Below are 25,752 nucleotides of genomic sequence, written 5' to 3' on the forward strand. Positions count from 1 at the left end.
GGATGGGCGTGCATCGCGTGCGCTGCGAGCGGCCGCACCGAGCATGTGCCGACGTCCGACGACTATCCCGACAGCATCGTGCGCCGCTTCCGGTTCGAGGCGGGCGGCGGGTTCGGCTGGAAGATCTCGGCCCTGACCACGCCCAGGCAGAAGCCCGCGCCCTGGAAGATCGTCGTGGTCACCGGCGCGCCGTCCTGGGCCGAATACTGGGCGCCGGCCCTGGCGGCCCTGCCGCAGCACCGCGAGATGGTGGTGGTCGACCGGCCCGGCTACGCCGGCTCCGAGCCGGTGGAGTATGTCGGCGACATCCAGGTGCAGGCCCAGGCCCTGGCGCCGCTGCTGCACACGCGGCCCGGCCAGCGGGTGCTGCTGGTCGGGCAGTCGTACGGCGCGGCGATCGCCTCGATCATGGCCGAGCAGAACCCGCGCCGGGTGGCTGGCCTGGTGCTGCTGTCGGGCTATTTCGGCGAGGCCGGGCCGACCGCGCGCTGGCTGGTCAGGCTGGGCTCGAAGCTGCTGAAGATCATCCCGCGCGACCTGCGCCATGCGGTGCTGGAGGTCTCCGGCCAGCCGGCGCAGCTCGGGGGGCTGCACGCGGCCCTGGCCCGGCTGCGGATCCCGGTGCACGTGATCCACGGCGACAAGGACGACTTCGCGCCCATCGAGATCGCCGAGCGCCTGGCCCTGCAGGCGCCGACCCGCCGGCCGATCCGGTTCCAGCGCGTGGCCGGCGGCAACCACTTCATCAGCGACGGGCCGGCGGAGCCGTTGCTGGCCGCGCTGGAGGCCTGCATCCCGGTCCGCAAGCCGTTCCGCCTGCGCTGGCCCAAGCCGCCGGCCTTCGCCTGGCCGCGGCTGCGGATCGGGCGCGACGCGGCGCGGGCCTGATCACGATTGAGGCCGGGATGGGAACTTCGGGGCCGGGGACAGGTTGTGCAGGCCGCTGGGCGGGCATCCCGGAGGACCCAAGATGAACGCCAAAATCCTATTGGCCGCCGCCGCCACGGCTGTACTCGCCGTTCCCGCCGTGGCCCAGCAGCCCGCGCCCTACGACCACGGTCCCGCCGTCGCGCCGCCGATCGACTCCTCGGCCAACCGCCCGGCCCGCGACTATGAAGCCCCGCCCATGGCCGAGACCGGCCGCGCCGCGGACACCGCGGCCCAGGCGTCGGATCTGCGGGCCGGCGCGTCGGTGAAGGACGGCGCGGGCGCCGAGATCGGCCGCGTCGTCAAGGTCGACGGCGGAATGGTGACGCTGTCGTCCCAGGGCAAGACCACCCAGGTCCCGCTCTCGAGCCTCAGCACGTCCGGCTCGGACATCGTCTCGTCGTCCAGCCGCGCCGACGTCTGGGCGCCCAGATAACCCCAAGCGAGCTCCCCGGCGCCCGCTCGGGCGGCCCGGGCCAAAAACGTCCTTGGCCGCGGCCACCTGAACGGCGATAAGGTTGGCGTGACGAGCGCCGCGGCCATACCGTGGCTTCGATAATCCGCCCGATCGGGCGTCGCTTGGGGAGATCGCCGTATATGAAAGCCGCAGTGCTGCGCGAAGTGGGCAAGCCGCTTCAGATCGAAGACGTCCAGATCAACAAGCCGGGTCCGCACGAAGTGCTGATCCGCACCAAGGCCGCCGGCCTTTGCCACTCCGACCTGCACTTCATGCAAGGCTCCTATCCGACGGCGCTGCCGGCGGTGCTGGGCCATGAGAGCGCCGGCGTCGTCGAGCAGGTCGGTTCGGAAGTGCGCACGGTGAAGGTGGGCGACCACGTCATCACCTGCCTGTCGGCCTATTGCGGCCACTGTGAATTCTGCCTGACCGGCCACCTGTCGCTGTGCGTGTCGCCCGACACCAAGCGCGACGCCGAGGAAGAGCCGCGCCTGAAGGCCACCACCGGCCCGATGCAGCAGTACCTGAACCTGTCGTCCTTCGCCGAGCAGATGCTGATCCACGAGCACGCCTGCGTGGCGATCCGCAAGGACATGCCGCTGGACCGCGCCGCCCTGATCGGCTGCTCGGTGATGACCGGCGTGGGCGCTGCGATCCACACCTCGAGCGTGCGTCCCGGCGAGACCGTCGCGGTCATCGGCTGCGGCGGCGTCGGCCTGGCGGCGATCAACGGCGCGGCGATCGCCGGCGCCGGCCGGATCATCGCCATCGACATGGTCGCCTCGAAGGGCAACCTGGCGCACCAGTTCGGCGCCACCGACTTCATCGACGCCTCCAAGACCGACGCGGTCAAGGAAGTGCTGGAGATGACCAAGGGCGGCGTGCACCACTCGTTCGAGGCGATCGGCCTGTCGAAGACCGCCGAGCAGGCGTTCGGCATGCTGCGCCGCGGCGGCACCGCCAACGTCATCGGCATGATCCCGATCGGCCAGTCGATCACCCTGCCGGGCTTCGCCTTCCTGGGCGAAAAGAAGCTGCAGGGCTCGATGATGGGTTCCAACCGCTTCCCGGTCGACATGCCGCGCCTGGTGGACATGTACATGAACGGCAAGCTGAAGCTGGACGAGATGATCTCGCAGCGCATCAAGCTGGAGCAGGTCAACGAAGGCTTCGACGAGATGAAGAAGGGCGAACTGGCCCGTTCGGTCATCGTCTTCGACTGATAGAGCCTCGCCGTCGCAAGACGTCGGAAGCCCTCCCCTCGGGGAGGGCTTTTTCGTGGGCCGCGAGGCGGGGGCGGGAAAGGCGAGCCATCGCCCCGCTGCGGGGGGCTATTTCACGAAGTAGCCGAGCAGGGCCGGGCGGAGGTATTCCTCCATCACCCCGGCCGTCACCACCGGGCGCTTGCGCGGCTCCAGCGGCAGGCTGGCGTTGAAGGTGACCATCATCGCATGGGCGGCCAGCAGCGGGTCGACCGGCCGGATCGAGCCGTCGGCGACGCCGTCCGAGATGATCCCCGCGAAGGAATGGGCGATCTGCTGGAAGCGGCCCAGCATCTGGCGGCGCATGGCGTGCGGGACAGCGGCCATGGCGTGGTGGCGCAGCAGCCGCCCGCCGCCGCTTTCGGCCTGGAGCATGCCCAGCGAGGTCACCGACAGCCACAGCCGGGTCCAGTTCGCGCCGGCCTTGGCGGCCTCGCGCTTGGCCTGGTCGATGAGGTCGAAGGTGGCGCCGAAGCAGGCCACCGCCAGTTCGTCCTTGTCGGCGTTGTGGTGGTAGAACGAGCCCTTGGTGACCTTGAGCTCGGCCGAGATCTTGTCGACCGAGGCGCCGCGATAGCCCTCGCGATTGATCAGCTTGGTCGCCGCCACCAGGAAGCGGTCGCGGGTCACCTCGTCGTTCTCGGCGCTGGGCGCGCCCAGCGGCAGCAGCGGGCCGTCGGGCCAGGGCTGGCCGGCGGCGGGCAGGCCGCCGATCATGATGTCGCTGAGCCGGGCGGCCACCCGTCCATAGTCCTGCGGCTCGTAGGAGGGCAGCCAGGTGTCGGCCCAGGTGAGCTGGTTGACGACCAGGCGGGCCAGGCCCTGGCGGCGCGGCGCGTTGACCCAGGGGGTGTCGTCGGACTTCAGCAGGCGGCCGATGCGGACATAGAGCGCCTCGAAGCTCTGGATGACCGGCTGCTTCTGCTCGCCCTCGATCAGGTAGACCTCGCTGAAGGGGGCCAGGGCCTCCTCCTCGCCGACGGCGATGCGGCGGCGGGTCTCGAAATAGGCGGCGACGAAGGCGCTGAGGCGCTCGGCCGGGGTGGCGTGGGTCTCGGCCTCGTCCAGCATCCGCGCGAAGCGGGCGATGGTGTCGCGCAGCACGGCGGCGGCAAGGTCTTCCTTGCGCTTGAAGTAGTAGGTGAGGCTGACCGGATGCAGGTCCATCCGCTTGGCCACGGCGGCCAGGGTGAACCCGCTCATGCCCTGGTCGGCGAACACCTTGGTGGCGGCCGCCATGATGGCGTCGCGCTTGGCGGCGTAGCGCGCGCGGGGCTTGGATTGGATGGCTGCGGTCAAGGCGACTCTCCGCGCGAACGAGGTTCGATCTGCCACATTAGTGCGCAGGGAGACAGGTTGGAAGCCGTGGAGAGGCTTCCCTCAGGGCAACCTATCGTCGAAGGCCGGCGACCGTGGATGCGGCCTTGTCGGTGTCCGCCAGCGCCAGGCGGGCGGCGGGCTCGTCGGCGCCCTGGCCGCGGACCAGGCTGTCGATGCGGGCCTTCTGGGCGCGGAAGGCGGCCAGTTCGGAGCCGGCCAGGACCGTGCCTTGCGGCACCTTGGCGCCGACCGGGTTCACGCGCTTGCCGTTCTGCCAGATCTCGTAGTGCAGGTGCGGGCCGGTGGAGGCGCCGGTCGAGCCGACATAGGCGACGACCTGGCCCTGGCTGATGCGGGCGCCGGCCTTGACGCCCTTGCCGAAGCGCGAGAGGTGCGCGTAGCCGGTCTCGAAGCCGCCGGAATGGCGGATGCGCACCCAGTTGCCGTAGCCGCCCCAGCGCCGCGCCTCGACCACCACGCCGTCGCCGGCGGCCAGGACGGGGGTGCCGCTGCCCGCCCCGAAGTCGATGCCCTGGTGCATGCGGTTGTAGCCGAGGATCGGGTGGCGGCGCATGCCGAAGCGGCTGGTCATGCGGGCGTTGTCGACCGGCGTGCGCAGCAGGAAGCCTTTGATGTTCTTGCCGGTCTCGTCGAAATACTGGACGTCGCCGTTGGCGCGCTCGAAACGGTAGAACTGCACGCCCTTGATCTGGGCGTACTCCAGGGCGCCGGTCTCGATGGTGCGGCCGCTCTCGGTCACCTTGCGGTCGAAGACCATGGTGAATTCGTCGCCGGGCTTCAGGTCGCGGTCGAAGTCGACCTTGTGCGAGAACAGCTTGACCATGCTGGCGACGATCGTGGGGTTGGCCCCCATCCGCGAGGCGCTCTCGTAGAGCGAGCCGGTGATCTCGCCGCGGGCGATCATCTGCTCGTCGCGGATCTTCTCTTCCATCTCGCGCAGGCGCAGGGCGCCGTCGAAGGTGCGCGAGAGGGTGATGGAATGGGCCGGGCCGGTGCGCATCGACAGGCCGACCAGCCGGGCGGGGCCGCGCTCGCCGCGCGGCAGGGCGACGGCGGCGTCGAAGGCCATGCCGGCCTTGATGTGCACGGTGTCCATGGCCTCGGCCAGGGTCTCGACGGCGCGGCGGGCTTCGTCGCGCGGAACGCCGGCGCGCGCGACGGCGGATTCCAGGGTCTCGCCGGGCAGCACCTTGACCGGGACGCTGGTCGGGCGGCCGAAGCCGGGCTGGGCCTCCGACTGGGTGAAGGCCGCATGCTGCAGGGCGGTGATGGCGGCGGAATCCAGCGGCGGCTTGGTCGGGGCCGCGACCTCGTCGGCGGTGAGCTTCCAGCCCAGGCCCAGGGCGGCGACGCCGGCGGCCGCGATGGCCAGGCGCGGAGTCAGCCGGAATGTCGGACGTCGCGGATCGAACTCTTGCATCGTGCCCCCGTACTGGCGATGCCGCATGGCCTTGCCGGGCCATAGCAAAAAAAGCGTCGTAGCTGGCGAACGGCTTAACCGTTCTCTACCGATATGGTTAATCGCCGGTAACCATTCCGACGATCTGGCCCACGGCTCCGGTTAGAGCAGACCCAGGACCAGTTCGGCAGGACGGCACAGCGCCGCACCCTTCGGCGTCGCGACGATAGGGCGATTCACCAGGATCGGATCGAGGATCATGGCCGCGACGATCGCCTCGTCGGAGGTGGCCGGATCGGTCAGGCCAAGCTCCACCGCCCTGGTGCCGCGCTCGCGCAGGAACGCGCGGGGGGAGACGCCCATGCGGGCCGCCAGGGCGACGAGCTGCTCCTTGGTCCAGCCTTCCTTGAGGTACTCGACCACCTTGGGCTCCAGGCCCTTTTCGCGCAGCAGGGCCAGGGTGTTGCGCGAGGTCCCGCAGGCCGGATTGTGGTAGATGACGATCTCTTCCTGAGCGGTCATGCGGCGTCCTCCGGGCCTTGCAAGCGAACTGATCCTGGCAATAGCGCGTTCGCCGGGCGGTGCGCCAGACCCGTGGCGGCCTTGTGAAAACGGCGGGCCGTGCTTGACGGATCGCAGGGGCGGCTCGATCTAGGATCGATCTGGGCCATTTCCACTACGGAGAACTGCAGACAATGAAGAAGCTTCTCGCGGCCGCGAGCATGGCGATGCTGATCGCCACCCCGGCCTTCGCCCAGCAGCCCGGCGTACCGGACGTCTCGCGCATCGCCGCGGCGACCTACAAGGTCGACGGCCATCACACCCAGGTCGTGTGGTCGCTGAACCACATGGGCTTCTCGATCCTCTATGGCATGTTCGGCGAGATGACCGGCAGCCTGACACTCGACCCGGCCAATCCGTCGGCCGCCAAGGTCGATATCGACATCCCGATGTCGGGCTCGGTCACCACCTCGCCGGGCTTCACCAAGCACCTGGCCAGCAAGGACATGCTCGACGTCGAGAAATTCCCGACCGCCAAGTTCGTCTCGACCTCGGTCGTGGTCGACGGCCAGACCGCCAAGATCACCGGCGACCTGACCCTGAAGGGCGTCACCAAGCCGGTGGTGCTGGACGCCAAGCTGACCGGCGCGGGCGCCAACCCGATGAGCAAGGCCGCCACGGTCGGCTTCGAAGCCACCGCCAAGATCAAGCGCAGCGAATTCGGCCTGGGCTACGCCCTGCCGGTGGTCGGCGACGACGTCGACCTGAAGATCACGGCCGCCTTCGAAAAGTAGGGCGCTCTACCAGGTGAACCTTCGGGCGCCGCCGACGATGGTCGCGTCCGAGGTTCCGAAGGCCATGATGTCGGCGGGGCGGGCCGGCAGCGGCTTGGCGTCGGCCGGCCACTGGTCGATCACCGTCGAATAGGCGACCTCGATCGCCCCTGGGCTGGGGGCGCGGAAGGTCAGGGCGAGGCCCTCGGTCGGGGCCTCCCACGCGATGCGGGCCGTCCCCCCGGCGAGCGGCCCGATCGGAAGTCCGTTGAGCGCGGCGTCCTCCAGCCTGGCCTTGGCGTCCAGGCGCAGCATGATCGTGCGCGCGCCCGGCGGCGGGGCGATATGCAGGCGATAGGAGCCGTCGGGCTGGCGGGCGAACTCGGCGCTGGCCGGCGGCGTCGCCACCGGCGCGGCCTTGGCCGCCCAGAGCGCGCTGCGGCGCAGGGCCGGAAGCTTGATTTTCTCGACCTTGCCGCCGTCGGCGGCGAGCACGCCGCGCGTCCAGTCGGGCAGGCCGGGCGCATCGCTGATCCGCAAGGCGCGGCCCGGCTCGACATAGTAGGCGATGTGGGTCGCCTGCGGATGGCGCGCGGTCCAGGGCGGGTCGAGGCGGACGACGCCGACGGCGAACGCGCCCAGCAGGATCACCGCCATCGCCGCCATGCGCGCGCCCTTCTGGCCTTCGCCGGGCTGGGCGAGCGGCCAGAGGAGCAGGGCGGCGAGCCAGACCACGGCGGCCGCCATCTCGGGCTGGTCGAGGCCCTGGTAGATCCCGTGCGCGAAGGCCAGCAGCCAGGAGAGGCCAAGGGCGCCGGCCAGGGCCAGCAGCGCCAGGAACGGCAGGGTGCGCCGCACGCCCAGCGCCGTCAGCGCGGCGGCCAGGGCCGCGAGCGCCAGCGGCCAGGCGGCGAGGAAGGCGGTGGGCGGGGCGGCGACCTGCAACGCCGCGGCGGCGAGCAGGCCGCTGGCCAGCACTCCGGCCCAGCCGCCGGCCAGGCCGGTCGGGCGGCCGAAGCTGAGCAGGGCCAGGGCCGCGGCGATGCCGCCGAGCGCCAGGCCGATCATGTCGGGCGCGCCGAAGGCCGAGCCGGCGGCGCCGACCGCCAGGGCCAGGACCGCGCCGGCCAGGCGCATGCGCCCGCGCCCGGCCGCGGCCGCCGCCAGCAGCAGGGCGCCGACGCCGAGCAGCGCCAGGGCGACCTCCCAGCGGCCGGCCTGGGCCAGCAGGTGGTGCTGCTCCAGGAAGCCGAAATCCGCGCCGGTGGCCTTGCGGGCCAGGCGGAAGGCGGCGGCGGCGAAGGTCAGGGCGTAGAGGCCGGCCCCGGCCCCCTTCAGCATGTCGAGCCAAGGCAGGGCCCGGGCGCGGCGGGCCTGCGCGACGCCGGCCGCCAGCAGGGCCGCGGCGAGCCCCAGCACCGCCCAGCCGGCGGGCGGCGGATAGGCCAGGATATGGTCGCCGAAGGTGTTGGCGTAGACGAGGTTCGGCCCCTTGGCCGGCAGCGCGGCGGCGAAGGCGGCGGCCTCGGTCGCGGCCAGCACCTGGGCGCCCATGTGCTGCAGCGAGCCTTGGTCGAGATTGGCCGGCGTCGAGGTCGGGGCGTGGTAGTCGAACTGGCTGCCGATGAAGGCGTAGTTCAGTCCCGCCACGCCCTTGGCCTTGGACACCGAGAAGTCGGTGTCGTTGGGCATGTGCTCGTAGAGGAAGACGGTCAGCGACGAGGCGACCGGGGCCACGGCGCTCTTGCGGAAGAGGTCGATCGTGCCGGCGTTGCCCGCCCCGGTCTGGAACATCTGGGCGCGGCCGCCGCCGCCGCGGGCCTCCATGTTCAGCAGGAAGCCGATGCGGCCGGCGAGCGGGTGCTGGTCGAAGAAGGCCTGGGCGCCCAGCAGGCCGCTCTCCTCGCCGTCGGTGAGCAGGACGATGACGTCGCGGGCGGGCTGGCCCCTGGCCTTGATCGCGCGGACGATCTCCAGGGCCGCCGCGGTCCCGGCGGCGTCGTCGGCCGCGCCGGGCGAGCCGGGAACGCTGTCATAGTGGGCCATCAACGCCACCGCCGGCGCGGCGCGGTCGCGGCCGGGCAGGACGCCGATGACGTTCTCGACCGTTCCGCCGGCGATCCAGCCCCGCTCCTGGCGCAGCACCTGGGCGCGCTGGACCTGGGGCTCCAGCCCCAGCGCGGTCATCCGCGCGACCAGGTGATCGCGCACGGCCGCATTGGCGGGACTGCCGATGGGATGGGGGACCTTGGCGATGATCTCGACGTCGGCCATGGCGCGGCCGGCGGAGAACGCCGTGGCGGGCGCGTCGGCGGGCAGGGGCGTGGGCGTGCGCTCTTGCGCCCAACCGAGCAGGAACGCGACCGCGAGGCACACGACCAGTGCGATAGTTCTTCCCAACGCCGCCTCCCCGCGAACCTGTTGGGCGGAGCCTAGCGCGGAACGTGCGCAAAAAGAAAACGCCCGCCGGAAGGAGCGGCGGGCGTTGGGCGGTCTAGTGAAGCGTCGGGCCCGTTCAGGCCGCCGCGGCGCTTTCGTGCGGGTCGCGCAGCACGTAGCCGCGGCCCCAGACCGTCTCGATGTGGTGCTTGCCGTCGGCGGCGGCGGCCAGCTTCTTGCGCAGCTTGCAGATGAAGACGTCGATGATCTTCAGCTCGGGCTCGTCCATGCCGCCATAGAGGTGGTTCAGGAACATTTCCTTGGTGAGCGTGGTGCCCTTGCGGAGCGAGAGCAGCTCCAGCATCTGGTATTCCTTGCCGGTCAGGTGGACGCGGCTGTTGTTCACTTCGACGGTCTTGGCGTCGAGGTTCACGGTGATGTCGCCGGTCTTGATGACCGATTGGGCGTGGCCCTTGGAGCGACGGACCACCGCATGGATGCGGGCCACCAGCTCGTCCTTGTGGAACGGCTTGGTCATGTAGTCGTCGCCGCCGGCGCCGAAGGTCTTGACCTTGGTGTCGATCTCGGCCGTGCCGGACAGGATCATGATCGGGGTGTTGATCTTCGCCACCCGCAGGGTGCGCAGAACGTCCATGCCGCTCATGTCGGGCAGGTTCAGGTCGAGCAGGATAAGATCGTAGTCATAGATCTTGCCCAGATCGACGCCCTCCTCGCCGAGGTCCGTCGTATAGACGTTGAACCCTTCGGATTTGAGCATCAGCTCGATGCTCTGCGCCGTGGCGCTGTCATCTTCGATCAACAGTACGCGCATCAGTTCCTCCTCGAACGGTAGCGCTTAAGCCTACGATTTCGGGCAATCCGCCCCGATCCTCGCGGTTAACTTGCCAGCGAGTTAATTTATGACCGGTTAATGGTGAAGCGCCTTTGGACGAATCGTTAACTCGGTTCGGGATTCGCCGACAAGCGCCGGACCCCGGAGCGAGTCGCGCGCCCGTTGAATCTTTTGTGATTGGACTTGGGGTGCGAACGGCGGCTGCGGCCGCGCCGTCGATCTTAACCGATCCGGCGGCAAGGAACGGCTGCGGCGGCGGCTCGTTTGGACCTGGAACCCCTCAGGCGCCAGCAGTTCAAAGGATCGTCATGGCCGTAAAACTGAAGCCCCTCGCCGACCAGGTCATCGTCATCACCGGAGCCTCGTCGGGCATCGGCCTGGCCACCGCGCGCAAGGCCGCGAAGGCCGGCGCGGCCGTGGTGCTGGCCGCGCGCAACGGCGAGGCCCTGCGCGCCATCTGCGAAGACATCAACGCCCAGGGCGGCCGCGCCCACGCGGTGGTGGCCGACGTCGGCGAGCGCGACGACGTCGAGAAGATCGCCCGCGCCGCCGTGGCGCGGTTCGAGCGGATCGACACCTGGATCAACGACGCGGGCGTCGGGCTCTATGGCGAACTGACCGAGACCGCGCCCGAGGACCACGAGCGGCTGTTCCAGACCAACTATTTCGGCGTGGTCAACGGCTCGCTGGAGGCGGTGAAGCACTTCCGCCATCGCGGCGGCGGGGGCGCGGTGATCAATGTCGGGGCCGCGGTGTCCGACTTCGCCGCGCCGCTGCAGGGGGCCTATTCGGCCTCCAAGCACGCCGTGAAGGGGTTCACCGACGCGCTGCGGATGGAGCTGGCGCGCGACAAGGCGCCGATCTCGATCAGCCTGGTCAAGCCGGGCAGCGTCTCCTCGCCGTTCGCCGACCACGCGCGCAACCTGATGGACAAGGCGGCCTCGGCGCCGCGGCCCCGCTACTCGCCGGACGTGGTGGCCGACGCGATCCTGCACGCCGCCACGCATCCGATCCGCGACCTCAGCGTCGGCTCGGCCGGGCGGCCGATCACGATCGGCGCGGCGACCATTCCGGGGCTGACCGACAAGGTGCTGGGCCGGGTCGGGCCGCGCCTGTCGCGGCGCGCCGGCCCCAAGGTCGAGCGGGACAACCTCTATGAGCCGGGCGTCGACGGCCTGATCGACAGCGAGCACCTGTCGGGCCGAAAGTTCAGCCTCTCGGCCGAGGCCCAGAAGCGGCCGGGCCTGACCCTGGGACTGGGCGCGCTGGCGGTGGTCGGGCTCGCCGCGTTCCTGGGCCGCGAGACCTTGGCGCGCAACGCCCGCCCGGTCCTGGCGCGGGCCGCGCGGCCGATCCTGCTGGGCGCGGCGATGCGCCGGCCGCTCGCCGCCGCCAGGCTGGCGGCCAAGCATCCGCGCCAGACCGCGCGGCTGGCGGCGGCGCTGCGGTGACCAGGCCCCGAATCTTCATCGGGAGTTAACGGCGCCGGGCGGATTCTGCCGGCTGGTCGAATCTGGCCGCTGGGGTTCTCGGGCTTGCGTAGTCTTGTCGCCGCCGTGGAGCGGATCGATCCGCTCACCGTGTCGGGCCGCGTCGCGGCCGTGAACGGCCTCCTGATCGAGGCCCGGGGCGGTCTGACGCGCCTGGCCGTCGGCGCGCGCGCCGAGATCGAGCGGCGGGCCGATAAGCCGCTGGCCGCCGAGGTGGTCGGCTTCCGCGAGACCCGCGCCCTGCTGATGCCGTTCGGCCCGGTCGAGGGCGTAGCCCCGGGCGCGGAGATCCGCATCGAGCCGCAGGGCTCGGCCGTGCGGCCGACCACGGCCTGGCTGGGCCGCATCATCGACGCCTTCGGCGAGCCGATCGACGGGTTGGGGCCGCTGCCGCAGGGCATGGCCGCCTATCCGCTGCGCGCCGCGCCGCCGGCCGCCCACGCGCGCGGCCGGGTGGGCGAGCGCCTGGACCTGGGCGTGCGCTCGATGAACGTCTTCACCACCTGCTGCCGCGGCCAGCGCCTGGGCGTGTTCGCCGGCTCCGGGGTCGGCAAGTCGGTGCTGCTGTCGATGCTGGCCAAGCAGTCGGACTGCGACGCCGTGGTCGTCGGCCTGATCGGCGAGCGGGGCCGCGAGGTCCGCGAGTTCATCGAGGAGACCCTGGGCGAGGAGGGGCTGAAGCGCGCCATCGTCGTGGTCGCCACCTCCGACGAGCCGGCGCTGAAGCGCCGCCAGGCCGCCTACATGACCCTGGCCATCGCCGAGTTCCTGCGCGACCAGGACCTGGAAGTCCTGTGCATGATGGACAGCGTCACCCGCTTCGCCATGGCCCAGCGCGAGATCGGCCTGGCCGCCGGCGAGCCGCCGACCACCAAGGGCTACACGCCGACCGTCTTCACCGAACTGCCCAAGCTGCTGGAGCGGGCCGGGCCGGGGCCGATCCGGCCGGACGGCACGACCGCCGGGCCGATCACCGGCATCTTCACGGTGCTGGTGGACGGCGACGACCACAACGAGCCGATCGCCGACGCCGTGCGCGGGATCCTGGACGGGCATATCGTCATGGAGCGGGCGATCGCCGAGCGCGGGCGCTTCCCGGCCATCAATGTGCTGAAGTCGATCAGCCGGACCATGCCCGGCTGCCACCTGCCGCACGAGCGGGAGATCGTGAAGTCGGCGCGCCAGTCGCTGTCGGCCTACGCCAACATGGAAGAACTGATCCGCATCGGCGCCTATCGCGCCGGCGCCGATCCCCAGGTCGACCGGGCCATCGCCCTCAATCCCGCGCTCGAGGCGTTCCTCGGCCAGGACAAGGACGAGGCCACCAGCCTGGACGACAGTTTCAACATCCTCGCCCACATCCTGAACGGTGAAGCCGCATGAGCTGGGCGCAGTCCCTGATCAAACTCTCGACCTACGAGGTCGAGATCCTGCAGAAGCGCCTGGGCGAGATCGCCGACCGCCGCATGCAGTCGGAGATGAAGCTGGCCTTCCTCGAAGCCGAGGGCGAGGCCGAGGCCGAGCGCGCGCGCCACGACGCCGAGGCCGGCTGGTACCAGGTCGGCTTCTGGGAGGGCCTGCGGACCCGCAAGGCGATGATCCAGGCCGACATCGACCGCATCGCCGTCGAGGAGGCCGGCGCGCGCGACGCCCTGGCCCTGGCCTTCGAAGAGCAGAAGAAATACGAGCAGGTGGCCGAAGGCATCCGCCTGGCCCAGGTCAAGGAAGCCGCGCGGCTGGAGACGGCCGCTCTCGACGAGCTGGGGCTGCGTCGGGCGGCCGGCGGCCGATGACGGGCGGTCTCTCGCGCCGGGCGGTGGTCGGCTCCACGCTGGCCCTGGCCGCGTGCGACCGGACCATCGAGGCGCAGGCCGCGACCCTGGAACTGCCGCCTTTGAGATCGGCGGCGCCGTTTCCGGTCGGAACCTGCGTCCAGGCCTTCCAGCTCGAAGATCGCGCGCTCTCGCCGCTGATCGCGGCCCAGGTCTCCCAGCTCACCGCCGAGTGGGAGATGAAGATGGAGTACATCGTCCAGGACGACGGCTCCCTGCGCTTCGACGCGCCCGACCAGATCGCGGCCTTCGCCCGGACCCACGGTATGCGGTTCTTCGGCCACACGCTGGTCTGGTACGCCCAGGAGCCGCCCGCCTTCAAACGCCTGGACACCGGCCGGATCGCCTTCGACGCGGCCTATCGCAACTACATCCTGGCGGTGGTCGGCCGCTATCGCGGACAGGCGGTCGGCTGGGACGTGGTCAACGAGGCGATCGACGACGAGGGCGACGGCTGGCGCGACTGCCTGTGGTCGCAGCGGCTGGGGCCGCTGGAGCACATGGTCCTGGCGTTCCAGCATGCGCGCGAGGCCGATCCCGAGGCGGTGCTGTTCCTCAACGACTACAATCTGGAGAACCGGCCGAAGAAGCGCGTAGCCTTCCTGAAGCTGGTCGAGGCGCTGCTGAAGGCCGGCGCGCCGCTGGGCGGCCTGGGCACCCAGACCCATGTCGCGGCCGACCTGCCGGCGGGCAGGTTGAGCGCGGCGATCACCGACCTGGCGAGCTTCGGGCTGCCGATCCACCTTTCGGAGATGGACGTGTCGCTGCGCCGGGCCAAGGGCCTGGGCCACGACAAGGCCAAGCTGGAGGCGGGGCAGGGCCGGGTCTATGCCGAAGCGGCCGAGGCGTTCTCGCGACTGCCGGCGCAGCAGCGCTTTGCGTTCACCCACTGGGGACTGCGCGATCCCGACTCCTGGCTGAACTACAAGGATCCGGGCGACGCCCCGCTGCTGTTCGACCGGCGGGGGCGTCCGAAGGCGGCGGCCGCCGCCTGGATCGGCGGCCTGCGCTAGTTTAGCGGGCCGGGCGTCGGCTGACGCGGCGCGGCGCGCGGCGGCGCCTGTTCGGCCGCATCGGCGGCCTGGCGCAGGGCGTGGAGATCGTCGCTGAGGCGGAACAGCGCCACATAGAGCTCGCAGAACGAGCGCCACAGCAGCACTAGGCCGGCGACGACCAGCAGGCCGGCGACCAGCACCGGGATCGCCAGAATCACGCCGATCCAGCTTTCCTCGCGCAGGGCGACGCCGACGGCCGCGCCGACGGTGCCGAACGCGATCAGCGCGATGACCCCCAGGCCGGCCCAATAGATGAGATGAATCACCTGGTTGGTCATCAGCCGCTCGAAGGTCAGCAGATCCCAGAAGATCGCGCTGCCCGGGCCGCGCCGGGTCGGGGAAGCAGGTCGCCGCATTCGATTTCCAACGCTTCGCGGCCCAATCGGCCGCGCCAGGGGCAAATCGCTATCAGCCGGGGCGCGCGCCTGCAACGCCCGTCGAGCCGCAGCCCCCGTCCGGCCGCCCGGGCGGCGAGGTTTTGAACGCCCGCCCGCCGCCTTCGCCACGGCTGGGATGACGACATTCGCCGAATGCGTGTTAGCTTTCCGTCATGGGCACGACGACAGAGGCCGCCGACTGGAGACTTGAGCCGATCTCGGGCGCCGACCGCGAGGTGGTCGAGGTCATCGGCCTGCCGCCGGAGCAGGAAGTGTTCGCGGGCAGTCTGGACGAGGTCTTCGGCCGGCTGAACGAGGCCGCCGCGGTGGGATTGGAACAGGGCTTCGCGGTGATCGAGCCCGACGGCGAGGTGGTCGGGTTCTTCGTGCTGCGCGAGGGGCTGCGCCGCCCGCCATGGGCGCCGCCGGGCACGGTCAGCCTGCATAATTTCCGGGTGCGGCCCGGCTTCCAGGGCAAGGGCGTCGGCCGGCGCTGCATCAGCCTGCTGGAGGCGTGGTTCGTGCGTGAGCGTCCCGTGCAGCCGCAGTTGATGCTGGCGGTGAACGCGCGCAACACCGCGGCCATCGCGGCCTATCGCAAGATCGGGTTCGTCGACACCGGCCGCCGCCACGAGGAGGGCCTCGGCCCCCAGCTCATCTTCGTCAAGCCGCTGGGCTGAAGCCCTTAGATCTGCCCCACCGTCTTGAGGCGCGCCTTCGGGTGGATTTCGTTCTGGCTGAGCACCGGGGTCTGGCCGCGGAAGCGCTCGATGATCGAGCGGACATAGGGGCGGATCTGCGGGCTGGTCAGCAGCACGGCGCTGTCGCCGGCCAGGGCCGCGCGCTCGAAGCTGTCGCGGACGGCGCGGATGAAGTCCTGCAGGCGCGAGGGCGCCAGGGCGAGCTGCTTTTCCTCGCCGGCGCCGATCAGCGCCTCGGCGAAGGCGTTCTCCCACTCGCCCGACATGGTGATGATCGGCAGGGCGCCGTCGTCGCCGCGATAGGCGAAGGAGAGCTGGCGGGCCAGGCGGCCGCGGACCTGCTCGACCAGCAGGGTGATCGACGAGGTGTGCGGCGCGGCCTCGCCGATGCCTTCCAGGATCGCCGGCAGGTCGCGGATCGAGACGCGCTCGCGCAGCAGCGCCTGCAGCACGCGCTGGAGGGTGGTGGCCGAGACGACGCTGGGCACCAGGTCGTCGACCAGCTTCTTCTGCTCGGCCGGCAGCTCCTTCAGCAGCTTCTGGACCTCGGCGTAGGAGAGCAGGTCGGGCATGTTCTCCTTCAGGATCTCGGTCAGGTGCGTGGTCAGAACGGTGGCCGGGTCGACGATGGTGTAGCCGCGGAAGGTCGCTTCCTCGCGCAGGGAGTCGTCGATCCAGGTGGCGGGCAGGCCGAAGGCCGGTTCGCGCATGTGTTCGCCGGGCAGGTCGACCTGGCCGCCGGACGGGTCCATGGCCATCAGCGAGCCGAGCCGGACCTCGCCGCCGCCGCCCTCCATCTCCTTGATGCGGATCATGTAGCCCTGCGAGGGCAGGCGCATGTTGTCGAGGATGCGCACGGCCGGCATCACGAAGCCGAAGTCCTGGGCCAGGGTGCGGCGCAGGGCCTTGATCTGGTCGGTCAGGCGCCGGCCTTCGAGGTCGTTGATCAGCGGCAGCAGGCCATAGCCCAGTTCGATCTTGATCTCGTCGATGGCCAGGGACTGGCTGATCGGCTCCTCCTGGTCCTGGGCGGCGGCCGCGGCGTCCATGGGGACGATGTCGACGGGCGGCGGGGCCAGGGCGTCCTGCGAGCGGCGCCAGGCCAGGAAGCCGGCCCCGGCGGCCAGGGCCGCGAACGGGATGATCGGCATGCCGGGGATCAGGGCGATGACCCCGGCCGAGGCCGAGACCATGCCCAGGCTGATCGGGTTCATGGCCAACTGGGCGACCAGGGCCTTGTCGGCCGAGCCGTCGACGCCGGCCTTCGACACCAGGAAACCGGCGGCGATGGAGATGATCAGGGCCGGGATCTGGCTGACCAGGCCGTCGCCGATGGTCATGATTGTGTAGGACGAGGCGGCCTGGGCCAGCGGCACCTTGTGCTGGACCACGCCGATCAGGATGCCGCCGATGATGTTGATGGCGACGATGATCAGGCCGGCGACGGCGTCGCCGCGCACGAACTTGCTGGCGCCGTCCATGGCCCCGAAGAAGGTCGATTCCTGCTCCAGCTCCTTGCGGCGCTTCTTGGCCTCGTTCTCCTCGATCAGGCCGGCCGAGAGGTCGGCGTCGATGGCCATCTGCTTGCCGGGCATGGAGTCGAGGGTGAAGCGGGCGGCGACTTCGGCGATCCGGCCCGAACCCTTGGTGATGACCACGAAGTTCACGAGCACCAGGATCGCGAAGACGATCACCCCGATGACGTAGTTGCCCCCCATCATCAGCTTGCCGAAGCCTTCGATGATCTTGCCCGCGCCGTGGGCGCCCTCGTGGCCGTGGCCGAGGATCAGGCGGGTCGAGGCGACGTTCAGGCCCAGCCGGAACAGGGTGGTGACCAGCAGCACGGTCGGGAAGGCGGTGAATTCCAGCGGCTTCTTGATGAGCAGCGAGGTCATCAGGATCAGCACGGACGAGGTGATCGACACCGCCAGCAGCAGATCCAGCATGAACGGCGGGATCGGCAGGATCAGCAGGACGACGATGCCGATGACGCCCAGCGCCAGGGCGACCTCGCCCTTCAGCAGCCAGCCCAGCATTTCGCGGGGCGAGGGGCGGGCCGAGGATGAAAGCGAGGCGTCGGTCATGATCTACTCGAGCTGCTGGTTCAGGCCGCGCTGGCGCCCATCTGCGGGGCGGGCACGGGGACGCCGGCCTCGGTGTATTCCTTCAGCTTGTTGCGCAGGGTGCGGATCGAGATGCCGAGGATGTTGGCGGCATGGGTCCGGTTGCCCAGGCAGTGCGAAAGGGTGTCGATGATCAGCCGCTGCTCCATGTCGGCGACGGTCTGGCCGACGAAGGTGCGGGTGATCGCCTCGGCGGCGTCGGCGGCGGTCTGGGCCGTGCGGGCGGCCGGGTCGGGCGCGGCCAGCGGCTGGCCGTCGGGCAGGCGGATGGCGCCTTCCTCGATCTCGGCGCCGGTGGCCAGCAGCACCGCGCGGTGCATGGCGTTCTCCAGCTCGCGGACGTTGCCCGGCCAGCGGTGGGCGGCCAGGCGGCGCTTGGCCTCGGCCGAGAGCGGGCGCTCCAGCATGCCGTTGGCCTTGGCGTACTTGCGGATGAAGAACTCGGCCAGGGCCACCACGTCGCCGGGCCGCTCGCGCAGCGGCGGCAGGCGCAGGTTCACGACGTTGAGGCGATAGAGCAGGTCCTCGCGGAACGTGCCGTCCTTCACCGCCTGGGCCAGATCGCGGTTGGAGGTGGCGAGGATGCGGATGTCGACCTTGACCGGCTTGGCGCCCCCGACCCGGTCGATCTCGCGCTCCTGGATGGCGCGCAGCAGCTTGGCCTGCAGGCGGGCGTCCATCTCCGAGATTTCGTCCAGCAGCAGGGTGCCGCCGTTGGCTTCCTCGAACTTGCCGATGCGGCGGGCGACGGCGCCGGTGAAGGCGCCCTTCTCGTGGCCGAACAGTTCGCTTTCCAGCAGGTTCTCGGGGATCGCGGCGCAGTTGACCGAGATGAACGGGCGGTTGGCGCGGCGCGACTTCTGGTGGACGTAGCGGGCGATGACTTCTTTACCCGAGCCGCTCTCCCCGGTGATCAGGATCGAGGCCTCGGAAGGCGCGACCTGGTCGGCCAGGCTGATGACGCCCTGCATGCCCGGATCGCGGACGATCATCGGCTTTTCGTCGTCGGAGACGGCGGCCAGCACGGCGGCGATCATCTCGGCGTCCGGCGGCAGGGGGATGAATTCCTTGGCCCCGGCGCGGATGGCGTCGCCGGCCTTCTGCGCGTCGGGATCGACGCCGCAGGCCACCACCGGCACCCGGATGCGCTCGCCCTCGTTGGCCTCGATCAGGCCGGCGATGTCGAGGTCGTAGTCGACCAGCAGCAGGTCGGCCCCCTGGCCGGCGCGCAGGGCGTGGGTGGCCGCCTCGATGGTCTCCACGTGGCTGACCTTGGCGCCCGCCGTCATCGCCATCTTCACGGCGTTGGAGAGCTGTCCGTTCAGTTTTCCGACGACCAAAAGCCGCATAGCACTATCTCCTACAGACGCTCAGGGCGATCAGCCCTGGGTGTCGCCGTCCTTGATGATTTCGGTCATGGTCACGCCCAGGCGGTCGTCGACGATGACGACCTCGCCGCGGGCGACCAGCCGGTTGTTCACGTAGATGTCGATGGCCTCGCCGACCTTGCGGTCCAGGTCGAGCACGCTGCCCGACTGGAGCTGGAGCAACTGGGCCACCGACATGGTGGCGCGGCCGAGGACGGCCGAGATCGAGACCGGCACGTCGAAGACCGGCGCCAGGTCGGTGGCGGTCTTGTCCTCCATCTCCACGCCCATCTCGGCCATGGGCATGTCGGAGGGGCCGAATTCGTCGAGTTTGAGGTCGTTGTCGGACATGGCGGTCAGCTTTCGCTTCCGGGAATAAGGGGTTCGGCGTGCAGGCCCTCGGCGGCCAGGGCCGCTTCGAGCGCGGCGGCGACGCGGGCGGCGGCGGCGGCCGGATCGAAGGCGGCGGCGCCGTCGCCGAAGTCGAGGGTGAACGCGGCGGGGCCGACGCCGGGCGCGACGCGCACCTGGATGGCGCCGCCATAGCCGATGGCCTGGGCGGTTTCCTCGAGCGCGGCCTGGACGCCTTCGGCCAGGTCCGCGCCGACGTTGACGACGAGACGGGGCGAGGCCTCGATCTCGCGGGCGAGGTTCTCGATCGCGGCCTGGATCGGCGCCTGCGGGAACTTGGCGAGGGCGGCGTCGGCGATGGCGCGGGCGCAGGCGAGCGCCAACTCGGCCGAGCCGACGCGATGCTCGTGGGCGACCCCGGCCAGCTTGGGCAGGGCCTGGCCGACATGGGCGGCGATCTGCGACAGGGCCTGGGCCTGCAGGGCGGCCATCGAGCCGAGGGCCTGGCGCTCGCCCTCGGCGAAGGCCTGGGCGCGCAGGACTTCGACCTCGTCGGCCGGGAACAGCCGCTTGGGCCGCTGGGCGGCGTAGGCGACGTCGCCGGCGTTGTCGAACACCGTGTCGAAGCTGAATTTCTGGTGCGGCGTGCTGGTCATCAGTAGATCAGCTCGTCATCGCCGCCGGCGCCGGCCAGCATGATCTCGCCCTTGGCGGCCAGGTCCTTGGCGACCTGGACCATGGCCATCTGGGCCTGGTCGACGTCGCGCAGGCGCACGGGGCCCATGCTCTCCATGTCCTCGCGCATGATCTTGGCGGCGCGCTCGGACATGTTGGAGAAGAACATCTCGCGCAGGCTGTCGGAGGCGCCCTTGAGCGCCAGGGCGAGCTGGTCCTTCTCGACGTTGCGCAGCAGGGTCTGGACCCCGCCGGGATCGAGCTTCGAGAGGTCCTCGAACACGAACATCAGGGCGCGGATGCGCTCGGCGCTCTCGCGGTTGCGTTCTTCCAGCGCCGCGATGAAGCGCGCCTCGGTCTGGCGGTCGAAGGCGTTGAAGATGTCGGCCATCATCTCGTGGCTGTCGCGCTTGGAGGTGCGCGCCAGGTTCGACATGAATTCGGTCCGCAGGGTCTGCTCGATCTTGTCGAGGATCTCGCGCTGCACCGGCTCCATGCGCAGCATGCGGGTGACGCACTCCAGCGCGAAGTCCTCCGGCAGGGCGGCCAGCACCCGGGCGGCGTGGTCCGACTTCACCTTGGACAGCACGACGGCGACGGTCTGCGGGTATTCGTTCTTCAGGTAGTTGGCGAGCACCGCCTCGTTCACGTTGCCCAGCTTGTCCCACATGGTCCGGCCGGCCGGGCCGCGGATCTCCTCCATGAGGGAGTCGACCTTGTCGGGCGGCAGGAAGGCCTGGAGCAGGCGCTGGGTCTGTTCGAACGAGCCCATGATCGCGCCGGCCCCGGACATGCCGGAGATGAAGTCGACCAGCAACTGCTCGACCGCGCCGGAGGACACGGTGCCCAGGCCGGCCATCGCCTGGGAGATCTCCTTGATCTCCTCGTCGTCCAGGTGCTCCCAGATGGTCTTGTGCTCTTCTCCGAGCGCGAGCAGCACCACCGCGGCCCGTTCGGGGCCGCTCAGCTTGGTGGGGTCGTTGATGGTCTTGAGGCGCCCGTTCATGTGGTTTCGTGCAGCCAGCTACGCAGGAGCGAGACCGACTCCTCCGGGTGCGTCTCGACGAACTCCGACACCCGCTTGACGGACGAGGCCTTCACCTGGCCCTCGATGCGGGCGATGTCGATGCGCTGTTCCAGCTCGTTGCCGGGGCCGGGCAGGGCCAGCGGCTGGCCGGTGGCCGGATCGACCGGAATCTGCATCGGCTGGCCGTCGGCGGTGGTCACCAGGCGCGTCACCGCCGGGCCGCCGGCGGTGGTCAGGGCCGGCAGCCGGCCGCCGCCGCCCGAGGGCTTCAGCAGCGGGCGCACGACGAAGATGATCATCAGGATGGCGACCAGGCCGAGGATGCCCAGCTCCACCGCGCGCATGATGTCGTTCTTGTCGAAGCCCATCAGCGGGTTGGCGGTCTCGACCCCGCCGTCGACGTCGGCGCTCGGGAAGCGGACATTGACGACGGTGACCTGGTCGCCGCGGTCGGCGTTGAAGCCGACGGCGGTGCGGACCAGTTGTTCGATGCGCTGCATCTCCTCGGCCGAGCGGGGCGTGTAGGCGCCGGGCTTGCCGTCGACGCCGGGGGCGGTCGCGCCGTCGACGGCGACGGCCACCGACAGCCGCTTCATGTCGCCGGGCTCCTGGACCTCGGTGCGGACGGTCTTGGAGATCTCGTAGTTGGTGGTCGATTCCGTGCGGCCGCTGGCCGACTGGTTCATCGCCTCGCCGTTGGCGCCGACGCCGCCCGGGATGTTGGCGCTGGCCGAGACCGCGCCGTTGGCGTCGGGCTGGTTCTCGCGGGAGGTTTCCTCGTTGGTGGTCTCCGAGCGGACGACCTGGCCGTCGGGATCGAAGGTCTCCTGCTGGACGGTGACCCGGGCCAGGTTCAGGTCGGCGGTGACGTTGACGCGCGCCTTGCCGGGGCCGACGACGCCCTCGACCAGCTTGGTGACGGTCTTGGCGATGCGCTGCTCGACCTCGCTGCGGCGGCCGTCGGCGGCCTGGGCCCCGAAGCCGTCTTCGCCCGTGGACAACATCTTGGCGTGCTGGTCGACGACGGTGACGCGGCCGGGCTTCAGGTTCGGAACGGCGCTGGAGACCAGGTTCTGGATGGCCTGGACCTGGTCGGACGAGGGGGCGCGGCCGCCGACGCCGATGGTCACCGCGGCCGAGGGCTGCTCGGCCTCTTCCTCGAAGAGCTGGCGCTTGGGCAGGACCAGGTGGACGCGGGCCGAGGTGACGCCGTCCAGGCTCTGGATGGTGCGGGCCAGCTCGCCCTCCAGGGCGCGCTGGCGGTTGAGCTGCTGGACGAAGTCGGTCTGGCCGAGGGCGTTGCCTTCGTCGAAGATCTCGTAGCCGACCGAGGCGGAGGTCGGCAGGCCCTTGCTGGACAGCATCAGGCGGGTCGAGGCGACCTTGTCGCGGCCCACCATGATGGTCGAGCCGTCGCCCTTGACCTCGTACCTCACCCCGGCTTGATCCAGGGCGCTGGTGATGGAGCCGGCTTCCTTCAGGTCGAGGTTCGAATAGAGCAGGGCCTTGGGTTCGCCCAGGTTCAGGGTGAGCGCGATCAGGGCCGCGGCGACGCCGATCCCGATGCCGAGGATGGCCGCCAGGCGTCCGATTCCGAACCTCTGCAGGGCGGCGACGAAGTCATTCAACGCGGGCGTCCTTCCCGGGGTACGCGGGACGGACGCTCACTCGCCCGCCGCTAGGCAGGATTTACCCAGTGCTTGGTAAACGACGCGTTTACATTTGCCGCCTTACCGCCTCAATTCGTGGAAGAATCTCGTTCTCTATGGTTGAGAAAAATCAACCACTCCAAGGGGTAAGCGCGCCCCAGACCCCGAGGACGACGGCGAAGGCGCCATAGAGCAGGGCGGTAAACGAGAAGGCCGCCTTGCGCAGCGCCGTCCACGAATCAACCCGCCGCCCGCCGCGCCAGATCGCCGGCATCAGGATCAGCCCCCCCAGGGTGAGGGCCGCGGCCACCAGCACGCAGGCCGAGGCGATGACCAGCGTCGCGCCCGGCCAGCCGTACATCACGTTGGCGAGGTCCGACGCGCCGCTCGCCCAGGCGCCGAAGAGGACCAGGGCGGTGAGCCAGAGAATGGCCTGGGTGGTCTGCAGCAGGCTGGCCTGGCGCTGGATCGAGGTCTCGCGGAACTCGCGGCGATTGCGCAGGAAGAGGCCGCCGATGGTGGCGATCGCCGCCAGGCCCGTCAGGCCCGCCATCACCGCGAGGACGAGCGGACGCTTCCAGAAGCCGACCCGCTCGAAGGTCTGTTCGCCCATGCCGCTCTGGAAGCTGCGGGCGCGGCCGCCGTCGACGGCGAAGGCCAGGTGGTCGGCGCCGGTCGCCGAGATGAAGCGGCCCTCGGAGAGGTCGCCCTGCGGAACGAAGACGTGGCTCTGGCCGCCGCCGGAGACGACCAGGTAGCCGTCCGGCGTGACCGCGACCGAGGCGCCGCCGATCATCAGCCCGACCATGCTTTCCAGCCCGCGATAGGCGCGGCGCGTGCCGACATAGTGGCCGGCGAACTCGCGGCCGCGCTCGGCCAGCTCGCGCGAGCCCGGACGCGGGAAGTCCTGCGGGGCGACATAGAACTGCTGGACCACGTCGCCGACCAGGCTCCTGGCCAGCTCGCCGCCGGTCTCGGTGTTGGTGCTGATGAAGACGCCGAGGTTGAGGTCGGGGACCACCACCAGGTTCGACAGGAACGACAGCGTGCCGCCGGCGTGGCCGAAGCCGGAGCGGTCGCCGGGCAGCGCGTATTCGATGAAGCCGTGGCGCCAGCCGTTGATCCCCGGGGCGGTCTTGCGGATCGGGGTGCGGAAGGCCTGGGCCGCGCCGGGACCGTAGATGACCGCGCCGTCCAGGGTTCCTCCGTTCAGCAGCAACTGCATGTAGCGCGCCATGTCGGCGGCGGTGGACGAGGCCGACCCGGCCGGGGCCACCTGGCCGATATATTCGAACGGACGGGCGACATAGCCGGACGGCGTCCAGCGGTAGCCTTCGGAGATGTTGGCGGCGAGGCGCTCGGGGATCGGGGCGGGGATGCCGGTCTTGGGCGGGTGCGGCTCGCGGAAGCTGGTGCTGTTCATGCCGGCCGGCAGGAAGATGCTCTCCTCGATCAGCCGCTCGAACGGCTTGCCGGAGACGTAGGAGACCGCCTGGCCGGCCAGGGCCGCGCCATAGTTGGAATAGGCCGAGGACGAGCCGGGCGCGCGCACGCGATGCGGACGCTCCTGGCGCAGGTACTCGGCCATCGGGCGGACGCGGTTGAAGTTGCGCTCGAACAGGTGGCCGAGGGCGCGGTCCTCGAAGCCCGGGGAATGGTCCATCAGGTTGATGACCCGCACCGGGGTGCGGAAGCCCTGGTCGCGGACCTGCAGGCGTTCGGGCAGGTAGAGATTGACCGGGGCGTCCTGGCGGATGCGGCCGGCCTCAATCTCCTTCATCAGGGCGATCCAGGTGAAGGTCTTGGAGATCGAGCCGACGCGGAACAGCGTCTGGTCGGGATCGACCTTGCGGGCCGGCGACAGGCTGGCCAGGCCATAGCCCTTCTTCAGCACCACCTGGCCGTTCTGCACGACCGAGACGGTGACGCCGGCGATGTGGTCGCGGTCCATGGCGCTGCGCACCACGCCGTCGACATAGGCCTCCAGCTCAGCGGGCGGGATCGCTTCGCCCGGGGCCAGGCGCGCGCCGGAGGGCGCGACGGGCAGGGCGGCCGCCGAGGTCAGCGGGGCGGCGGCGGGCGTCGGGGCCGCGGGGGCGCTCGCAGCGGCGCTCGCCGGACGGGCGGCGGGGCGCGGCTGCTGGGGGCGTTGCAGGCTGGTGTAGGGGATCGGGCCGCGCGGATTGACCGCGGCGGGCGATGCCGGCGATGCGGCCGGGGCGGGCGCCGCAGGCGTCGGCGCGTCGGCGTCCTGGGCCGTCGCTGCGGTGGCCGCGCAGGCGAACGCGGCGGCGAAGACGGCCTTGAAGATCAAACGCATGGACGATTACCCGCTGGCCCCTGTTGCCCCACGATTCCTCTTGTAGGGCGCCGCGAGCGCGGGGCGCTAGAGCCGTTGAAGCCTGCGACGAAGCGGCTTGGGGAGAAGCTCAATCGCCCCCCGGCGGACCGGTGGGAAAGGCGTACAGCGGCAGGATCGGGCGCAGCTCGCCGCCGATCCAGATCTGGGGTTCGGAGGGCGGCGCCATCCCCTCTGCGGTTTCGCGCTGGGCGACGCAGCTCTTCACCGCGCCGGCCAGGGCGGCGAAGTCGCGGACGGCCGGGCTCGACTTGAGCACGCAGTCGTCGAAGAAGGGATAGACGTTGTCCTCGCCGCAGCCGAACGAGGTGCGGTCGGGCCGGGCGGCGGTCAGGATCATGCGGTTCGGCTGGGCCAGGGGGCGCACGAAGACGCCCGAGAAGCAGGCCGACAGGATCACCACGGTCGGCCGGCTTTGGCAGGTGGCGTCCAGGATCCTGCCGAGCAGGGCCGGCGTCAGGATATGCCGGTCGACCACCACGCCCTGGGGCGCGCCGTGCGAGGTGAAATAGACCAGGCAGCCGGACCTGGCCTTGGCCGAAAGCTCGTCGAGCGAGCGGTAGATCGCCAGCGGGTCGGACTTCAGCGGACGGTCCTTGTAGCGGTCGGGCCGCACCGAGAACTGGCGGATGTTGTCGGGCGAGAAGCCCAGCCGCTGCAGCTCCTTGGTGACGTCGCGCCGGGCGTTGTCGAACGCCTCGGTCGGGCCGCCGTTGCTGCCGTGGAAGTCGCCGGCGATGACGACCGCGGCCCAGTCCCCGAACGGCCTGGAGTCGTCCGCCGCCAGGGCCGATGTGGCCATGGCGAAGGCCCAGATGAAAAACGCGCCGACGATGCCAGCGCGTTTCGACATG

23 protein-coding genes are annotated in these 25,752 nt (G+C 70.5%); 9 read left to right on the forward strand and 14 right to left on the reverse strand.

What is annotated here, in order from left to right; translation table 11 throughout:
• Positions 1–45 precede the first annotated feature (45 nt).
• The 3 genes from RTL41_RS05885 to RTL41_RS05895 all read left to right on the forward strand — a co-directional run bounded on the left by RTL41_RS05885 (position 46) and on the right by RTL41_RS05895 (position 2,607).
• On the forward strand, positions 46–888 hold the full coding sequence (locus RTL41_RS05885) for an alpha/beta hydrolase (protein WP_312162310.1): 843 nt from the start codon (positions 46–48) through the stop codon (positions 886–888).
• 82 nt (positions 889–970) lie between these two features.
• Positions 971–1,363 carry a hypothetical protein gene (locus RTL41_RS05890; RefSeq protein WP_312162312.1) on the forward strand — a complete coding sequence of 131 codons (393 nt, stop codon included), beginning with the start codon at positions 971–973 and terminating at the stop codon, positions 1,361–1,363.
• A gap of 161 nt (positions 1,364–1,524) precedes the next feature.
• Positions 1,525–2,607 carry a Zn-dependent alcohol dehydrogenase gene (locus RTL41_RS05895; protein WP_312162314.1) on the forward strand — a complete coding sequence of 361 codons (1,083 nt, stop codon included), beginning with the start codon at positions 1,525–1,527 and terminating at the stop codon, positions 2,605–2,607.
• A 108-nt stretch (positions 2,608–2,715) separates the two neighbouring features.
• Here the strand turns inward: RTL41_RS05895 and RTL41_RS05900 are convergent, their stop codons facing one another.
• The 3 genes from RTL41_RS05900 to arsC form a co-directional block, all read right to left on the reverse strand.
• Positions 2,716–3,945, reverse strand: a complete 1,230-nt coding sequence (locus RTL41_RS05900) for a TetR/AcrR family transcriptional regulator (protein WP_312162316.1) — start codon at positions 3,943–3,945, stop codon at positions 2,716–2,718.
• A gap of 91 nt (positions 3,946–4,036) precedes the next feature.
• Complete coding sequence (locus RTL41_RS05905) at positions 4,037–5,407, reverse strand: M23 family metallopeptidase (protein ID WP_312162318.1); 1,371 nt, start codon at positions 5,405–5,407, stop codon at positions 4,037–4,039.
• A 141-nt stretch (positions 5,408–5,548) separates the two neighbouring features.
• Positions 5,549–5,908 carry an arsenate reductase (glutaredoxin) gene (arsC, locus tag RTL41_RS05910; RefSeq protein WP_312162320.1) on the reverse strand — a complete coding sequence of 120 codons (360 nt, stop codon included), beginning with the start codon at positions 5,906–5,908 and terminating at the stop codon, positions 5,549–5,551.
• Positions 5,909–6,081: 173 nt separating this feature from the next.
• On the opposite strand from arsC, the gene RTL41_RS05915 reads away from it, so the two are divergent.
• A complete protein-coding gene (locus RTL41_RS05915) occupies positions 6,082–6,681 on the forward strand; it encodes a YceI family protein (RefSeq protein WP_312162322.1) in 600 nt (199 codons plus the stop codon).
• Positions 6,682–6,687: 6 nt separating this feature from the next.
• Here the strand turns inward: RTL41_RS05915 and RTL41_RS05920 are convergent, their stop codons facing one another.
• Positions 6,688–9,060 (reverse strand): M20/M25/M40 family metallo-hydrolase, encoded by a 2,373-nt coding sequence (locus tag RTL41_RS05920; protein WP_312162324.1) that lies wholly within the window; start codon positions 9,058–9,060, stop codon positions 6,688–6,690.
• Between the two features lie 115 nt (positions 9,061–9,175).
• Complete coding sequence (gene ctrA / locus RTL41_RS05925) at positions 9,176–9,871, reverse strand: response regulator transcription factor CtrA (protein ID WP_183773298.1); 696 nt, start codon at positions 9,869–9,871, stop codon at positions 9,176–9,178.
• A 329-nt stretch (positions 9,872–10,200) separates the two neighbouring features.
• Here ctrA and RTL41_RS05930 point away from each other — a divergent pair, with 329 nt between their 5' ends.
• The 4 genes from RTL41_RS05930 (at position 10,201) to RTL41_RS05945 (ending at position 14,227) form a co-directional block, all read left to right on the forward strand.
• Positions 10,201–11,343 carry an SDR family oxidoreductase gene (locus tag RTL41_RS05930; protein WP_312162328.1) on the forward strand — a complete coding sequence of 381 codons (1,143 nt, stop codon included), beginning with the start codon at positions 10,201–10,203 and terminating at the stop codon, positions 11,341–11,343.
• Between the two features lie 84 nt (positions 11,344–11,427).
• Complete coding sequence (gene fliI / locus RTL41_RS05935; RefSeq protein ID WP_312162330.1) at positions 11,428–12,765, forward strand: flagellar protein export ATPase FliI; 1,338 nt, start codon at positions 11,428–11,430, stop codon at positions 12,763–12,765.
• Positions 12,762–13,175 (forward strand): flagellar export protein FliJ, encoded by a 414-nt coding sequence (locus RTL41_RS05940; RefSeq protein ID WP_312162333.1) that lies wholly within the window; start codon positions 12,762–12,764, stop codon positions 13,173–13,175. Before fliI ends, RTL41_RS05940 begins: the two co-directional genes overlap by 4 nt.
• A complete protein-coding gene (locus RTL41_RS05945; RefSeq protein WP_312162336.1) occupies positions 13,172–14,227 on the forward strand; it encodes an endo-1,4-beta-xylanase in 1,056 nt (351 codons plus the stop codon). The genes RTL41_RS05940 and RTL41_RS05945 overlap by 4 nt, the downstream gene beginning before the upstream one ends.
• Here RTL41_RS05945 and RTL41_RS05950 read toward each other — a convergent pair.
• The gene (locus RTL41_RS05950) at positions 14,224–14,625 is read right to left on the reverse strand and encodes a DUF4282 domain-containing protein (RefSeq protein ID WP_312162338.1); all 402 of its coding nucleotides are present in this window, start codon (positions 14,623–14,625) and stop codon (positions 14,224–14,226) included. The two genes, RTL41_RS05945 and RTL41_RS05950, sit on opposite strands and share 4 nt — an antisense overlap.
• Positions 14,626–14,819: 194 nt before the next feature.
• Between RTL41_RS05950 and RTL41_RS05955 the strand changes: the two genes are divergently transcribed.
• Positions 14,820–15,326 carry a GNAT family N-acetyltransferase gene (locus RTL41_RS05955; protein WP_312162341.1) on the forward strand — a complete coding sequence of 169 codons (507 nt, stop codon included), beginning with the start codon at positions 14,820–14,822 and terminating at the stop codon, positions 15,324–15,326.
• Positions 15,327–15,331: 5 nt separating this feature from the next.
• Here the strand turns inward: RTL41_RS05955 and flhA are convergent, their stop codons facing one another.
• The 8 genes from flhA to RTL41_RS05995 form a co-directional block, all read right to left on the reverse strand.
• Positions 15,332–17,431: a flagellar biosynthesis protein FlhA gene (gene flhA / locus RTL41_RS05960; protein WP_312162344.1), complete on the reverse strand. Its 2,100-nt coding sequence runs from the start codon at positions 17,429–17,431 to the stop codon at positions 15,332–15,334.
• Between the two features lie 20 nt (positions 17,432–17,451).
• Complete coding sequence (locus RTL41_RS05965; protein WP_312162345.1) at positions 17,452–18,819, reverse strand: sigma-54 dependent transcriptional regulator; 1,368 nt, start codon at positions 18,817–18,819, stop codon at positions 17,452–17,454.
• 30 nt (positions 18,820–18,849) lie between these two features.
• Entirely contained in the window at positions 18,850–19,188 is a 339-nt protein-coding gene (gene fliN, locus RTL41_RS05970; protein WP_312162346.1) for a flagellar motor switch protein FliN, read from the reverse strand.
• 5 nt (positions 19,189–19,193) lie between these two features.
• Positions 19,194–19,844 carry a flagellar assembly protein FliH gene (locus RTL41_RS05975; RefSeq protein ID WP_312162347.1) on the reverse strand — a complete coding sequence of 217 codons (651 nt, stop codon included), beginning with the start codon at positions 19,842–19,844 and terminating at the stop codon, positions 19,194–19,196.
• Positions 19,844–20,869 (reverse strand): flagellar motor switch protein FliG, encoded by a 1,026-nt coding sequence (fliG, locus tag RTL41_RS05980; protein ID WP_312162348.1) that lies wholly within the window; start codon positions 20,867–20,869, stop codon positions 19,844–19,846. Before fliG ends, RTL41_RS05975 begins: the two co-directional genes overlap by 1 nt.
• The gene (gene fliF, locus RTL41_RS05985; RefSeq protein ID WP_312162349.1) at positions 20,866–22,518 is read right to left on the reverse strand and encodes a flagellar basal-body MS-ring/collar protein FliF; all 1,653 of its coding nucleotides are present in this window, start codon (positions 22,516–22,518) and stop codon (positions 20,866–20,868) included. Before fliF ends, fliG begins: the two co-directional genes overlap by 4 nt.
• A gap of 151 nt (positions 22,519–22,669) precedes the next feature.
• Entirely contained in the window at positions 22,670–24,859 is a 2,190-nt protein-coding gene (locus tag RTL41_RS05990) for a serine hydrolase (protein ID WP_312162350.1), read from the reverse strand.
• A gap of 109 nt (positions 24,860–24,968) precedes the next feature.
• Entirely contained in the window at positions 24,969–25,751 is a 783-nt protein-coding gene (locus RTL41_RS05995) for a C13 family peptidase (protein ID WP_312162351.1), read from the reverse strand.
• Position 25,752 lies beyond the last annotated feature (1 nt).

It is taken from the genome of Phenylobacterium sp., from assembly GCF_031984885.1.
Taxonomy (GTDB): domain Bacteria; phylum Pseudomonadota; class Alphaproteobacteria; order Caulobacterales; family Caulobacteraceae; genus Phenylobacterium.